14 protein-coding genes are annotated in these 15217 nt (G+C 53.5%); all 14 read right to left on the bottom strand.

What is annotated here, in order from left to right:
* Positions 1-119: 119 nt before the first annotated feature.
* Entirely contained in the window at positions 120-1976 is a 1857-nt protein-coding gene (locus K365_RS0122960; RefSeq protein ID WP_024336492.1) for a HAMP domain-containing sensor histidine kinase, read from the bottom strand.
* Positions 1977-2173: 197 nt separating this feature from the next.
* The gene (locus K365_RS0122955; RefSeq protein WP_024336491.1) at positions 2174-3505 is read right to left on the bottom strand and encodes a sigma-54-dependent transcriptional regulator; all 1332 of its coding nucleotides are present in this window, start codon (positions 3503-3505) and stop codon (positions 2174-2176) included.
* 28 nt (positions 3506-3533) lie between these two features.
* Complete coding sequence (locus tag K365_RS0122950) at positions 3534-4559, bottom strand: FAD:protein FMN transferase (RefSeq protein ID WP_024336490.1); 1026 nt, start codon at positions 4557-4559, stop codon at positions 3534-3536.
* Positions 4560-4609: 50 nt separating this feature from the next.
* Positions 4610-4876, bottom strand: a complete 267-nt coding sequence (locus tag K365_RS0122945; protein WP_024336489.1) for a hypothetical protein — start codon at positions 4874-4876, stop codon at positions 4610-4612.
* 174 nt (positions 4877-5050) lie between these two features.
* Positions 5051-6382 carry a sigma-54-dependent transcriptional regulator gene (locus K365_RS0122940; protein WP_029725725.1) on the bottom strand — a complete coding sequence of 444 codons (1332 nt, stop codon included), beginning with the start codon at positions 6380-6382 and terminating at the stop codon, positions 5051-5053.
* A 52-nt stretch (positions 6383-6434) separates the two neighbouring features.
* Entirely contained in the window at positions 6435-7652 is a 1218-nt protein-coding gene (locus tag K365_RS0122935) for a cation:proton antiporter (RefSeq protein ID WP_024336487.1), read from the bottom strand.
* A 15-nt stretch (positions 7653-7667) separates the two neighbouring features.
* Positions 7668-9095 (bottom strand): NAD-binding protein, encoded by a 1428-nt coding sequence (locus K365_RS0122930; RefSeq protein ID WP_024336486.1) that lies wholly within the window; start codon positions 9093-9095, stop codon positions 7668-7670.
* Entirely contained in the window at positions 9092-9748 is a 657-nt protein-coding gene (locus K365_RS0122925; RefSeq protein WP_024336485.1) for a potassium channel family protein, read from the bottom strand. The genes K365_RS0122930 and K365_RS0122925 overlap by 4 nt, the downstream gene beginning before the upstream one ends.
* A 14-nt stretch (positions 9749-9762) precedes the next feature.
* Complete coding sequence (locus K365_RS0122920; protein WP_024336484.1) at positions 9763-11130, bottom strand: TrkH family potassium uptake protein; 1368 nt, start codon at positions 11128-11130, stop codon at positions 9763-9765.
* 197 nt (positions 11131-11327) lie between these two features.
* A complete protein-coding gene (gene vapC, locus K365_RS0122915; RefSeq protein WP_024336483.1) occupies positions 11328-11726 on the bottom strand; it encodes a type II toxin-antitoxin system tRNA(fMet)-specific endonuclease VapC in 399 nt (132 codons plus the stop codon).
* 2 nt (positions 11727-11728) lie between these two features.
* On the bottom strand, positions 11729-11953 hold the full coding sequence (locus K365_RS0122910) for a hypothetical protein (protein WP_006964429.1): 225 nt from the start codon (positions 11951-11953) through the stop codon (positions 11729-11731).
* A 421-nt stretch (positions 11954-12374) separates the two neighbouring features.
* On the bottom strand, positions 12375-13310 hold the full coding sequence (locus K365_RS0122900) for a sugar phosphate isomerase/epimerase family protein (RefSeq protein WP_024336481.1): 936 nt from the start codon (positions 13308-13310) through the stop codon (positions 12375-12377).
* Positions 13307-14482 (bottom strand): alpha-D-ribose 1-methylphosphonate 5-triphosphate diphosphatase, encoded by a 1176-nt coding sequence (locus K365_RS0122895; RefSeq protein ID WP_024336480.1) that lies wholly within the window; start codon positions 14480-14482, stop codon positions 13307-13309. Before K365_RS0122895 ends, K365_RS0122900 begins: the two co-directional genes overlap by 4 nt.
* On the bottom strand, positions 14479-15210 hold the full coding sequence (gene phnL, locus K365_RS0122890) for a phosphonate C-P lyase system protein PhnL (protein WP_024336479.1): 732 nt from the start codon (positions 15208-15210) through the stop codon (positions 14479-14481). Before phnL ends, K365_RS0122895 begins: the two co-directional genes overlap by 4 nt.
* Positions 15211-15217 lie beyond the last annotated feature (7 nt).

Below are 15217 nucleotides of genomic sequence, written 5' to 3'. Positions count from 1 at the left end.
ACGATTGCTGAAAGATAAAGCATGATTGCCTCCCTATATTTTGTCGCAAGCAACTGTAAGAGCCGCCAACACGGCGAAAATGGCCAGTCCTATAATCATATACAATGCGAATGACATATTCAGTCCTCCATGGGTTTGGTTAATGTGTTTTCCGCAGGGTCCATGCGCAAGGGGAGCGTGAACTGAAAGATCGACCCCTTGCCGACAACGCTTTCAACGCCAACATCTCCCCCATGTGCACAGACGATTTCTTTAACTATGGCCAGGCCCAATCCCACGCCGGATTCCTTATCCTGACCAGGCGCTCTATAAAATTTTTCAAACAGGTGCTTTAATTCCTTCTCCGGAATGCCTTTCCCGGTGTCTTCCACGCGAAACACGACCTGACCCTGCTTTTGCTCAGCACTGATGGTCACTGAACCGCCCGGGTCGGTAAATCGAAGCGCGTTGGAAAGGAGATTCGCGAATACATGTCGGATCTTCCCGGTGTCCGCCAGCACCTCGGGCAAATCTTCTGATACGGCGTTTTCCACCGTTACCCCCTTGTCCTTGGCGTCCACGAAATAGGGCTCCAACGCGTCCCGTACTAAAGCTCTCGGCGTGATGGATTCGGTTACCAGGCTCGATTTCCCGGACTCGATACGGTTGATATCAAGCAAATCGCTGAGAATACCCACCAGCCTTTCGCTGTCATCCCTAGCGGCCATCAGCAGCTCGATCTGTTTTTCGTTTAGGGAACCGATACGCTCCTCCAGCAAAAGGTGAATGGACATGCGGATGGAGGTCAGCGGTGTCTTCAGTTGATGAGAGACAGTGGACACAACGTCCCGCTTCATTTCCTGCTGTTCATGAACCTGTGTCACGTCTTTAAGTATCAATGCCACGCCGGTCGGATCGGGGCGTTCCGGACCAACAGGGATCGGGACCGCCACCGGCTGGAAGAAGTATTCCCTGTTATCAATGAACTGCTGGATGGTTTTGGGATCTGATTCGGCGAATTCATTGTCAGCCAGAGCCTTGTGAACCATGGGAGGCAGCCAGTCGAATCCGAGGTCGCTCACCAATACGCCGGATTTAAGGCCAAAGTGCTGGTCCGCCGTTTCAGTCGAAATCTCCACCTTCCCTTCCAAATCGAGAACGGCAATGCCCCCGGGAAGGGCTTTGAATACTTCCTCAGTCGCGCGTTTTGTTCGCAAAAGATTGACCCTATCCTCCTTGCGAACCAGCCTCAGGGCGGCAGCCATTTCATTAAATGATTCCGAAAGCCGACCGATCTCGTCTCCTGCCCCATTTTCCAGGACAAGATCCAGATTTCCGCCCCGGATTTCGTTCGCGGATTCAATCAAACGAATAATGGGATGCAAAATCCATCTGTGCGCAAGATAGCTGAACAGAATGGCCAGCAATGCCGCTGCAATGATGGCCGCCAGCATCACGTGGCGAGCGACATCCGCTTTTGCCCTGGCGGCATCGTTCGCCTCCACCATATTCCTCTGATTCATGAGCAGTATGTCTTGAGCCAGCGTTTTGATCCGCTGAAATAACGGTTGGATTTCGGAGAAGTAGGCGGTTTGTCGTTCAAGAAGGGGGCGTTCCTGAGCGACGACTATGGAGATGAGCTTTATATATTCCTCGAACTGCGCCTCTATTTGTTGAGCTATTTCCAACTCGTGCGGCAGCGTGATGTTGCCTAATTCCACACCAAGGGCTTCGCGGAAGCTGACGGTATAGTCCGTAATCAGCCGGTTTCCCTCGGTGGTTTTTCCGGAAAGGGTGTACAAAATGCCACTGTCGATGCGCTCCAGAGATTCCTTCATGTCCTGGCAAGCCACCACGCTGCGGTAATTCTCTTGAAGAATGATGTCGATGGCCTTGCCGAGCTCACCGAGTTGAACCATCGTCAGTGTGCCAACAACGGCAATGATGGCGAGCAACCCGCCAAACCCGATCATGATCTTTTGTCTTATGCCAATCATCCGCGTGTCCTTATCAATATCAGTTCGTACTCCTTCAGATACTACTCTGCTCAAAGCACAAAGCATGCCACCCATGAATCTCTTTGAAATTCAACATGTTAAGGATGTTATCTATGGGAAAGCCTTGTGATAGACAAGGGAGGGCGCGATTCAACCTTGTCTTTTACAAGGTCGGGGAAAAGAGAAACAGGAAGGTGTCAGATGCCGTACTGCTTGCGTTTATGCCAGAGGGTGGCTTGGTCGATACCAAGAATATCGGCGGCGTCCTGGAGGGTCTTTGTGGTGGCGACAACCCGGCGGATGTGTTGCTCCTCCATCGTCTTCAGGGAAACATGATCGCCCAATTGAACTGGGGGGGTATGCGGAGCAACCGAAACGGGTAGATGCTCGACTTGAACAGTATCGGTGTTGCAGAGGATGGCGGCACGCTCGACAACGTTACGCAGTTCCCGAATATTGCCCGGCCAGGAGTATTGACGCAGAGCAGTGATAGCCGTGTCGCTGTAGCCCTTCAGTATCTTGTGGTTTTGTGCGCTGAAGAATTCCAGCATATTCTTCGCTAAAGCTTCCACATCGTCCGGGCGATCAGCCAAGGGTGGCAAGTCGATCTGAATCACATTCAGTCGGTAATAAAGGTCTTCACGAAAACGCCCATCCTGAACCGCCTTATCAAGATCGGTGTTGGTTGCCGTTACGATGCGAACATCCGCCCTTTTCGTCCGCTGATCTCCCACACTCTCATATTCCCGGTCCTGTATGAAGCGCAGCAGCTTGGGTTGAAGCGTCAGGGGCAGATCACCGATTTCATCAAGGAACAGGGTGCCGCCCTCGCAGGAGGCGACGCGGCCGGGATTATCGCGGAGCGCACCGGTAAAAGCACCCTTCACGTGACCGAAAAGCTCACTCTCGAGAAGATCGGGACTGAGGGTCGGGCATGAAATGGTTCCGAATGGTTTATCCGCTCGGCGACTCCAGCCATGAATGGCATGAGCCAGTACTGTCTTTCCCGTTCCACTGGGACCACGCAGCAAGACAACCGCCTCCGATGTGGCCACTTGCCGCGCGAGTTCCACGGCTCGTTGCATGCCGGGATGCCGGGATGAAAACGAAACATCCGGGTGTAATCGTTCCAAATCTTCCTTCAGTGTCGCAATTCGTTGCTCCATGCTGCGAACGGTCGCCACGCGGTCGGTGACAATCTGGACCTGTTCAGGCGTAAAGGGCTTGGGGATATAATCGGTCGCCCCCCGCCGCATGGCTTCAACAGCGGTATCAATGGATGCGAAAGCCGTGATGACAACAATCTTGATCCAGGGACATGCGCCGAGAATTGGAGGAATCAAATCAAGCCCGTTCTCCGTTCCCAGCCGCAAATCGACAAACGCCAGGTCGAAGACCTGCCGGTCCGCCTCGGCTCTGGCGTCCCTTCCGTTGCTTACGGCAGTTACGCGATGGCCGCGTGATTCCAAGCAGACCGTAAGCATCTTGCGGATATTGGCCTCGTCATCGATGATTAGTATGTTTAACATAGGTTAAAACCTCATTTTGCCGACAACGTCACTGAACTATCACATTCTTCATTGTTTTCCAGGCTGATGTTGTCAGCTCTGCAAGCCCATTATCGGTTTCCGTGATAAATAGGGCGGCAATCCCGGCCCTTTCAGCAATATCCTTTCCTTTGTCAGCCCCAAGACACAGCAGCGCGGTAGACCAGGCATCCGCCATGGTCGGGTTGTCGTTTACCACCGTGACCGATACAGTCTGGTGGTCAACTGGTTTACCGGTACTGGCATCCAGTATATGGCTGTATCGTCTACCGTGCTCGTCGAAATAATGACGATAGGTGCCGGAGGTCATCACCGCAAGCGGAGCATCCCGCTCTATGGTCATTACCTTTTGGATGAATCGCCCTTCAGGCAGCGGTCGTTCGATGCCAATGCGCCATGGCGAGCCGTCTGGCTTACCCCCTCGCGTCATCAGTTCCCCACCAATTTCTACGATATAGTTTTCTACGCCGATGTTCTCCAGAAGCGTTGAAATACAGCCGACACTGTATCCCTGAGCTATGGACGACAGGTCAACTCTGACGTCTGGAGCAGCTTTGCCAATGCAGTCCGGCGGAAAACAATGAAGCTTCCGATAGCCAATCGCTGATAAAACCTCACGCATAGATTGTTCTTCAGGCGGTGTTAGGTGGTCACCACTGAAACCCCACAAATCGTACAAAGGCTTGATGGTCAAGTCATAATGTCCCTGACTGGCATCACTAACCGATTCGGCGTTCTGTATCAGGTTCACGATTTCCGCGCCTACGTTTATGGGTTCTGTTGTCTTTCGTGCGTTGAACTGTTCTATAACAGAATCGTTCCGATAATTTGAAAGCAATTGATCAAGTCGTTCTAACTCCTTTACAACCAATTCTTTTAATTTGGTAGTATTCAGAGGTTCTTCATCCCACACGGTTACGTGCCAGGTTGTGCCTTGAGCGAATCCGCTCATAATCTGGATTTGTCCGGTTCTTTGACAGCCGACAAACAAGCAAGAAGACAATAGGAAAACAATAAATACAGAAGACCGCTTCATAATACCCATTTCTCCGCATTAATGGTGATGTTATCCTTGGCCCGGGCCAATCACTCCAAAAACACAGCTTCATTCTCGCGAAACTGGGCGGTTCCTGTCTCAAGCTCCCCAAGATAGATCAGGAGAATCCCGCTATCCTGGCGTTCCAACGCGTCCACCATGTTTTCGGCGGCAAGGATGCTCCTGTAGTTTTCGCTCAGGATTGCCTCTGACGCTTTGCCAAGAGAGACAAGATTGGTGACCGACCACGCGACCACAAGTCCCATGAGAACAAAGGCCAAACCGTAACCGATCAAAATTTTCTTTTTCAATGTCATATCAATCATCCTTTTAAATACAGCAAAGCATACAAAGCAACAAGCATGCCACTACAAAACACTTTGATTATTAGCGGGTTGAGAGGTTTGTTGAGGGGTGTGGCGTTGAAATCTGAAAGAAACGAGGGCTTGGAGCCTTGCACTTTGCAAGGTGCGAGAGACGGGAAATCGAGCCTATATTCCGTATGTTTTTCTCCTGCGCCATAGCGTGGCCTGATCGATGCCCAGAACATCCGCCGCTTCCTGTAACGAGGTGGTCGAAGCCAAAATTCTCCTGATATGCAACTCCTCTATGGTAGCCAGTGAAACCTTGTCTCCGATTACGGGAGCACTGAGGGCCGGTGTTATGTTTCCAGGCAGATCGTTTGCACCAATCTTTTCTGCGCTTCCAAGAATCACGGCCCGTTCTATGGCATTGCGCAATTCTCTCACATTGCCGGGCCAGGCATGGGTTGATAGTGACTCTTCGGCCTCATTTGTAAAACCCAGCAAATGTTTGTGATTGGCTTTACAGAAATAAGCGAGAAAATCAGTTGCTATCGGCAGGATATCTTCCTTCCGGTCCCGGAGGGGTGGAACAGTCAGGCTGATGACATTGAGTCTGTAGAAAAGATCCTCCCTGAATCGACCTTCGGCCACGCGCTGTTCAAGGTCTGCGTTGGTTGCGGCTATAATCCGCACATCAGCCTTACGGGACACGGAATCACCAAGTCGTTCGTATTCCTTGTCCTGAATAAATCGAAGGAGCTTTGCCTGCACTGGAAGCGCCATGTCACCGATTTCATCCAGGAACAAGGTGCCCCCCTCACAGACGGAGATCCTCCCCGGATTATCCCGCACAGCTCCGGTGAAGGCCCCTTTGACATGCCCGAACAATTCGCTTTCAAGCAGTTCGGACGGCACCGCCGGGCAAGAGACAACAGCCATGGGTTTTCCCGACCTGGGACTCCAATGATGGATCGCCCTGGCAAATACCGATTTGCCAGTTCCACTTTCCCCCTGCAACAAAACAATTGCCTCAGATGCCGCAGCTTTTCTTGCCGTCTCAATCACCCTTTGCATACCGGGGTTTCTGCTTTGAAGCCTGTCCTCCGGTCCGATACGCTGTATATCCTCTTTAAGGACGGCGATTTCTGTTTCCAGCTCACGAATTTTCCCTATTCTGCGCGTGATAAACTTTACCTGGTCCGGAGTGAAGGGTTTGGCTATGTAATCGGTGGCCCCCTTTTTCATCGCTTCAACAGCGGTCTCTATGGATGCGTGTGCCGTTATGACGACAATTTTTATCCATGGTGAATCCGTCAGTAACACCGGTATCAGGGCCATGCCGTCTTCTTCCCCAAGCTTCAGATCCACGAAAGCAATATCAAAAGATCGTCTTCCGGCTTCTTCAATGGCGTCTGTGGGATTGCTCACCGCAATCACCGTATGTCCATCTGCCACTAAACAATAGGAGATCGTCTTGCGGATATTGGCTTCATCATCGACAACTAACGTATGCAGCATTTTATGTATTTCTCCTTTTGGACACGACCGATCCCACTTAAGGGTTTGGCCATTATTTCTGCTGCCGCATCCAGCCGGCGGCAAGGTTCTTTTTTTGGATCCGGGTCCGGGTGTCCGGGGTATCCCCATCCGACCGGTAAAACGCCTTGAAAAGTGTCGGTCCCATCAGACAGGTGATAATGGCCAGCAGGATGATGGCATCCTTGAAGGCTTCGGTGATAAATCCGAATTCCAGGCCGATGGTGGCCGCCACAATGATGAGGCTCAACCGGGATGTCATGAGCAGACCCACATGCAGGGAATTGAAAAAAGACAGTCCGGCGAACACAAAAAGCAGGCAGGGCAGAATCTTTACCAGCACGGCAACTCCCAGCAGCTTGCCGGTAAACACCAGCTGGCCCATGGACAGGACATTGGCCACATCAAACTGCATGCCCACATGAATGAAAAACAACGGCACCAGAAATCCATATCCAAAACCGGACAGTTTCTGCTCCAGATGGGTTTTTTCCCGGAACACGATGGAAAGCAGCGCCCCTCCCATAAATGCCCCTAAGACCGGTTCCAGGTGGGCCAGCTCGGACAGGGCCACAAATAAAAACAGCAAAGCCAGGGAAAACCTTACCCCCAGTTCCTGGGAATCCTTATCCGCCAGAAGCCGGTCGGTTTTTTCCGGATACCACCAGGCCAGAAACTGGACCAGTTTTAACAGAACACCGAATCCGATGAACAGGGGTAAGGGCCGCAGAAAATCCCAGCCAAACCCGTTCTGGTGCCACAGCAAAAAAAACGTGATACCAAAAAGGGTCAGAAAATCAGCCAGTGTGGCCGCGATAAGCGCATTTTGTCCCAAAGGCGTCTGGCTGGCATTGGTATCTTTGAGGGTCGGCACCACCAGCCCCAGAGAGGTGGTGGACAAAACCAGACCCAGATACAGGCCCTGTCCCAGCATAACGGCCGCGCCCATGGACAGCACCAGGGTGAGCAGGAACACCCCGGCCTGGATGATAAACATGCCGGCCCGCTGTTTTTTGAGCATGCCAAAGTTGATTTCCATGCCCGCATGGAACATCAGGATCAGAAATCCCAGATGGGACAGAAAAGAGATCCAGTCTTCCCCGAACTGGAGGTTCAACAGGCTTTTGCCGATCACCACCCCGAACAGAATTTCCAGTACCACGGACGGCAGCCGGAGGCGCTGCCCCAAGCTGGGCAGAAACGCGGCCCCCAGCGAGACCATCACCAGGGCCCATGCAGAGTGAATTTCCATTGCTTTTCGACCCCTTTATGAGACCAGCAGCACGGAACACGATACCCGGTTCAGGATCATGTCTGCGGTCTGGATGGAAAAAAATCCGGTGTGGCCGTCATTGCCTGCCAGCACCAGCAGCTGGCAGTCTGCGGCCGCAGTCGCAATCTCTTTGACCGGATTGCCCCGGCGAACAATTTCCTGAACCCGGGTGTCATGGACCCGGGCCAGGTCCCGGACCTGTTGAACCATCTGCTGCTCCCAGGGGTCGGGCCCTGATGGCTTTCCCTTGAGGTAAGAGGGTTCTGCCACGATGATCACGGATACCTCCGCTTCCAGCTGCTGTGCCAGGTCCATGGTGATCTCCAGGGCCCGCTGGCATGCCAGGGACCCGTTGAATGGTACCATCAGGTGTTCGTAGGGATCTGTCATTTTTGCAGACAGCAGCGGACAGGGCAGTCTGGCTGCCAGGGCACTGATGCCGCCTTTGAAAAACGTGCCGGCCAGGGAGTGTTTTTTAAATGGAAGGATGACAATGCCGGCATCTTTGCCTGCAGCGGTGTGGACCGCAGTTTTTTCCACAGTGCCCTCGGTTTCAATAATTTCGATCTCAAGGCTTTCCGACCACCGCGACAGGGTCTGCTTGACATCCGATGCAGTGTTGTCACAAAGGGCGGTAATTTTTTCTATGTGGGTTCCCTGGGCCAGGTAGAATGCTTCATTAATCAGTTCCGTGGTGCCGTCAGGATCTTTGTCAACTCCCAGCCCCAGAACCATGCGCTGTCCATAGGTGCGGGGGAAATGCAGCCGGGATCCCTCCAGATGGCGTGAGAATGCATTGTAAAGATCGTCTTTTCCCAGAATCAACAAACGGTCTTCTTTTTCCAGCCCCTTGTACTGATCCGGAAAGATCAGCTGGTTATCCCTTATAATGCCGGCAACGCGCCACCGGGGATTTTGTTCCGATGCGCCGGTAATATCTTCCAGCCGGGCCAGTTCCTGCTCTCCCACGGCCAGTTCCAGCAGTTCCCCTTCCCCCTCTCCCAGATCGGTGATGCGGATCCGGGGATCCTTCACAAACTGATATGCCTTGCGGGCCGCATCCGCTGCCATGCTGACGGTCCACACCCCGAGTTTCTGAAACGCGGGCAGCTGTTCCGGATCCCGCACCACGGCCAGCACGGTTTTGATATCCGCTTGTTTTGCAAACCGCACAATGGCCAGATTCACGGCATCATCGCTGGTCATGGCCAGAATGCCGTCCTGGCTGGACAGCCCCGCTTTGTCAAGCACCACCGGGCTGGAGGCGTCCTCGCTCATGACCCGGATGATATTGGGAAACCGGGTTGAAAAAGGCGCCAGTTTTGCGGCATCTTTTTCGATCAGGGTGATTTCCCAGTTGGCACCGGCCCGTTTGAGCAGTTCATCCGTGATCCGCCCGGCCCCGCAGATGATGAATTTCATTTCAACTCCCTGATTTTAGACAGATTCTTTTCCTTTCCCAGGGTGACCAGGATGTCACTTTCCTTGACGATGAAATCCGCCCCCGGGACCATGATGAACCGTTCGGGAAACTGTTCTTTCACAGCAATCACATTGACCTGATAGCGCTTGCGCAATTCCAGCTCCATGAGGGATTTTCCCACAAACGGTTTTGGCGGCTCCACCTGGGCAATGGTGTATCCTTCCGCCAATGGCAGAAATTCAAGAATATTGGGAGAGGTGAGCCGAAGCGCCAGGCGGCCGGCCATATCCATGCCGGGCCGGATGACTTCCGTGGCCCCCAGCTGCTTGAGGATCTCCCCGTGGTCATCATCTTCCGCCTTGACGATAATCTGTTTGATTTCCAGGCGGTTGAGATGAAAACAGATCAAAATGCTGGGCGTGATGTTGGCCCCGGTGCTGACAATGACCGCATCCATCTCTTCCAGGCCAAGTCCCTTGAGGGCTTCGATGTCTGTGGCATCCTGGACGATGGCGCTGGTGCAGAAGGGATCGATGGCCTGAATCCGGTCTTTGCTCCGGTCGATGACAATCACCTCGTTTTTGTTTTCATACAGGGCCTTGGCTGCATAATACCCAAAACTGCCGGCACCGATTACCGTGAATCGCCTCATGGAAACTCCTTTTTCTATCCGATCATCAGATTTTCTTCAGCAAACTGCAACCCTTTTTTCGGGGCACCGCCGACAATGATATAGGTAATGGCCGGGACACCTACCCGGCCGATGATCATCAAAGCAATGATCACCAGTTTGCCCGGCAGGGTCAGTTCCGGGGTGACCCCCATGGACAGGCCCACGGTTCCGAATGCGGACACGGTTTCAAAAAGAAAGCTTAAAAATTGTCGGTTTCCCGGTATCCTTGTGCCATGGTCAGGATCGATAAACAGAATGATGAAAACAGCCAGGCAGATGGTGGTCAAAGAAAACAACAGGACAAAAAGACTTTTGCTCACGGTGTCATCAGGAAGGGTCTTGGAAAACAGGTTGACGTGTTTTCGACGTATCAGGCGGCTCCAGGAATAGGTGGTCAACACGGCAAATGTCGTGGTTTTTATGCCGCCGCCGCAGGATCCGGGGGAAGCACCGATGAGCATCAGAAACATCATGAACAGCAGGGTGGCCGTGTTCAGGGAAGCGATGTCCAGGGTATTGAATCCGGCGGTGCGGCAGGTGATGGATTGAAACACGGATGCCAGAAGGCCGCTTTTCCACCCCAGAGATGAAATCAAAGTACGCTCAGACACCAGTATCACCAGCATTCCGGCCAGGGTCAGGCCAATGGTGGTGAGTACCACGCTTTTGGTTTGAATGGATGTTTTGCCGGACTTTCCCATAAAAAATCGGCTGAAGATTTCATAGACCACGGGGAATCCCAATCCCCCTAAAACGATCTGGCCGCCGATGGTGGCATTGAGGATCAAAGAGGTCTGTCCGGACATCAGGCTGTCGGAAAACCGGGAAAAGCCGGCATTACAGAAAGCGGAAACAGAATGGAACACTGCGTTATAAAGGGCCTGGGTAAACGGCACAGTGCCGTGCCAGTAAAAGAACAGGATAACCGCTCCTGCCGCTTCAATGGTGAGGGTGAAAAACAGCACGGACCTGAGAAGGTAGAATATGTCCTCTCTGGGGGTGTGGGAAAACACTTCCTGCATGGCCATGCGCTGCTGAAACACCACTTTTCTGCCGATGACCTGGAAAAGGGCCACGGAAATGGTCATAATCCCCAAGCCCCCGATCTGAATGAGAAACAGGATCACTCCCTGGCCGAACAAAGTGAAATAAGATCCGGTATCCACCACGATCAAACCGGTCACACACACGGCAGACGTAGCTGTAAAAAAAGCGTTTATGAGACTGATATGACCGTTTACCGTGGCAGGCGGCAGCATCAGCACCAGGGTTCCGGCGATGATAGCCGCCAGATAGCTCAGCAGCAGCAGCGTGGTGGGGTGAGACTGATTTAAACGATGTCGAAGCCATGCCGGCAGCAAAATGGCATTTCCTTTTCATATGCAAGGACAGATCCCTGTCCGTTGGTTCAGACAGGTTATATCAGAAAATGATCCATTGCAGAAAAGATTTTTATCGTATTTTCGTCAATCAGTCCGAATCTGGTTCTGCTGGTAAAGTCAAAACAGGGGGGCGGATTTTGAGGATGTCATGGATTCCAAACCAGTGTCAGGGGGCTTCAGGTCTCCCAGTCATCGAGCTGAAGTCCTGTGATCCGGCTGAACTCCCTGGTATTGTGGGTGATCAGCACGGCATTGTGAGCTCTGGCCACCGCTGCGATAAGCATGTCATTGGGGCCGATCAACCGGCCCCGGGCAGTCAGATCCGAACGGATAAGGCCGTATTCGTCGACGCAAAGATCATCAAACGGCAGGCTCTGGAGTGGTGCAAAAAAGAGCTTGAGCCGCTGCAAATTGGCATCCATCCGGAGGCTGTTCCTGGCACCGAAAAGCAGCTCCGCCTTGACGATACTGCAGATGGCAATCTGGGAGGGGGACAGGGTACGGAAATGCTTTTCAACTGAAGGAGACGTACCGTTCAGAAAATGAATGCAAACATTGGTGTCCAGTAGATACAATGTTATTCCAGCCCCTCTCTTTTTTCATAATCCAATGATTCCGGGCGCTGGAGCGGCTCTCCTTCCCATGATCCCACCAGATCAAAATAGTGATCCGGCCATTTTTCACTGGTCTCCTTTTTTACAAGAAGGGCCAGGTATTTCGACGTGGAAAGGCGTGCTTTTTCAGCCTTTTTTCTGAACAGATCTGCAATGTCATCCGGGACATAACAATGGAGCTGGGCCATCAATTCCTCCAAATATATGTGGTGTATTTACTAAGAAAAATAGAGCATGTTTACCCGGATGTCAAACAGAAGATATCGCTATTTACCCAAAATGTTAAAAATGGCAAAATGGGTAAACGGCGATTTTTTGACAGGTTTTACTGTCCCGAAAGATTCGAAAAATCACGTCTGGCAAGGATCTCTGGTTTTGTTACACCCGGTGGTAAATGCGGATGATTTCGACCGGTAACAGGCAGTTCAATGGAGAATTTGGATTTGACTTTACCTTGTCAAACCGAAATAGGCTGCAATCTGTTTCTTGATATCATCCCTGATTTTGCGGAGTTTTGCCAGCTTTTCGTCATGGGTGCCGGTCAGTTTTTCCGGATCCGGGAAGGGCCAGTTTTTGCGTTTCTGGATGCCCGGATAAATGGGGCAGTTGTCATCGGTTTCCTTTTGCCTCGCATGCCGCCACCAGGGCGGACAGGTTGTCCAGGGAAGTCTGGGTGTCGGGCAGATACCGGCTGCGCAGTTCCATGATCAACCGCCCGTCGTAATCGGGCAGCAGCAGGTTCAGGATCGCCTGGATGGGGATTTTCCCGAATCCCACGGGCATGTGGGAATCTCCTTTGCCAAAGGGCAGCTGGTGGGTCTGCTGTTTTTCCCAGTGGTGGACCACGCCGCCGAAATTGTCATGCACATGGGTGTGGACCACCAGATCCTTCACAGGCGCTACGGCGGCCACGGGATCAAACTCGTAGAACCGGGACGTCATGAACAAATGACCGAAATCCAGGTTGATTTTCACGTTGTCCCGGTGGATCCTCAGGATCTGTTCTTTCAGGGATTCCAGGCGTTCCGCATAGGTGTAGGGGCTCTGGCTCAGGTAGGGCCGGGCGTTTTCCAAAGCGATCCGGATGTCCGGATACTGTCTTGCGATCTCCTGAAGGCGCCGGGCTTCGTTTTCCAGCATCCGAATCTGTTCGGAAACGGTCAGGGACCGGGCCGGGGTTACGTTGAACTCCTCTTCCGGAATGAACCGGCCGCTGTGCACCACCACCACGGTTGCGTGAATCTGCCGGGCAAATTCCAGGGAAGCCAGGAGCACGGCCTTGTGCAGGCCCGGATCCCGGGTGTCCATCAGGTTCACGGGATTGGGGGAATGGATGGAATAACAAAAATCAAAGTCTGACAGCAGGGCCATCACCTGCCGGGTTCTGTCGGGGTTCAGGGTGCCGTTGAAAATGGCATCCAGGCCGTGCACGGGCAGTTCCACAGCTTGGAGGCCGATGGCTTGATAGGCCTGTAAATCCTGTTCCAGAAGAGTCAGAGATCCGTCGATGCGGACCGGGTCGATGCTTGCGCCGATTTTGTTCATGCCACTGCCTCATGAAGCTGGGTGTTGAAAACGGTACGGCCCTTCACCAGACTGTGGGTGATATGGGCCCAGGTATGGGACTGGTCCACAATGATGATATCTGCATCCGCACCCCGAGTCAATCGGCCGGGCCGGGCCGGGGCGCAAAGATAATCCCCGGGGCCGGCAGTCACCTGTCTGAGGGCCGATGCCGGAGATCCGGTGTGTTTTTTCCCCATAAGCGCGGCCTGGAGAAGGGATTCCGGGTAATAATCAGACACCAGACCGGTACACAGATCCTGTCTGAGCACATCCGAGGCTTTGAGGCTGCCGCTGGTGGACTGGTCCCGCACCAGGTTGGGGGCCCCCATGAAAATGTGCATTCCAGCGTCCCCGGCTTTTCGGGCCGCTTCCAGGGTGATGGGAAATTCACAGGCCCCGATGCCCAGGGCCCGGATCAGATCGATCTTTTCCAGGGTGTCGTCATCATGGCTGAGCATGGGAATACCGGCGCTGCCCACGGTGTGGGCCAGGGTGCTCACCAGTTCCCAGTCCCGGGCGTTGCTGGCCTGTTTCTGCCTGGCTTTTTCAATGATCTGGTGTTCCGGCACCTGGTGTTCACAGGTCAGATACCGGACATAGGCGGCCATGGATTTGAACTGGCCCTGGCCCGGGGTGTGGTCCATGATGGAAAACAGGTCCACCAGCCCCTCTTCCACCAGCCGGGTCACGATATGGAAGCTGCGTTCAGACCCCACCTCGTACCGGATATGAACCCGGTGCTTCACCAGGGCCTGGGGCGAGTCGTTGAACGCCTTGATGGCTCTCACGCAGTGTTCCGCCTCTTCAGGGGAGCGCAGCCCCAGCTCGTTGTCATCAAAACTGACGGCATGGCAGAACGTGGTGATGCCGCAGGCCGCAGCCTGGCGGTCCAGATTCAGGACGGCGAAATCGATGTCGAAAAACACGCCTTTGCGTTTCTCGATACTTCGTTCCAGGCTGTCGGAATGCAGGTCCACCAGGCCGGGCATGATGAGCCGGCCCTGGACGTCGATCACTTTTGTGTTGATCATATGGATGGTATCGGGATATACAGCCGCGATTTTCCGGTCTTCGATCAGGATCGTTCCCCGGGGGGACAGGGAAACCCCATCAAACAGGGGGCCTCCCAGTATCAGTTTTTTTGAGGTCATGACGGCAAAGTCTCCTGACAGGGTTGCGGTGACAGGTCGATCACCTGGTCGGCAAAGGACCGGTGATCTGCGGGATCGTGAAACACCCCGATGACGCAGGTATTGTTTTTCAGCGCTTCCATGATGAGCTGGATCACGGTTTCCCGGTTTTTCAGGTCCAGGGACGCGGTGGGTTCATCCAGCAGCAGAATGGGATATGGGGCGATGAATCCCCGGGCCAGGTTGATGCGCTGCTGTTCTCCGCCGGAAAAGGTGGTGGCGGACAAATGCCACATGGTGGACGGGATATGCAGCCGTTCCAGCAGGGTCCGGCCGGCGTCGGCCGCCTGTTCCGGGGCCACGCCCCGGGCCAGCAGCGGCTCGATGACCGTGTCCAGGGCCGACACCCGGGGCACCACCCGCAGAAACTGGCTCACATACCCGATGGTGTCCCGCCGGAGGGCATAGATCAAGGCCGGAGAGGCGCCTGCCACATCCACCTGCCGTCCCTGGTGTCGGACCCGGATATGACCGGATTCGGTTTTGTATGTGCCGTAAATCATGCGCAGCAAAGTGGATTTTCCCGATCCGGACGGACCGGACAAAATCGCGGCGTTTCCCGGATAAAACCGGTGGGAAAAGCCGTTGAACACCGTCATCCGGGTGCCCTGCTGGTGGTGAAACACAAAATCCTTTTCAATCTTCTCCAGATTCAGGATCCAGGATGGGGTGTCTGGGGTGTTGGGCATGGGTAGA

It is taken from the genome of Desulfotignum balticum DSM 7044 (assembly GCF_000421285.1).
GTDB lineage: Bacteria > Desulfobacterota > Desulfobacteria > Desulfobacterales > Desulfobacteraceae > Desulfotignum > Desulfotignum balticum.
The sequence above is the reverse complement of the archived record's forward strand: the minus strand, read 5'-3'. Positions and strand labels throughout refer to the sequence as shown.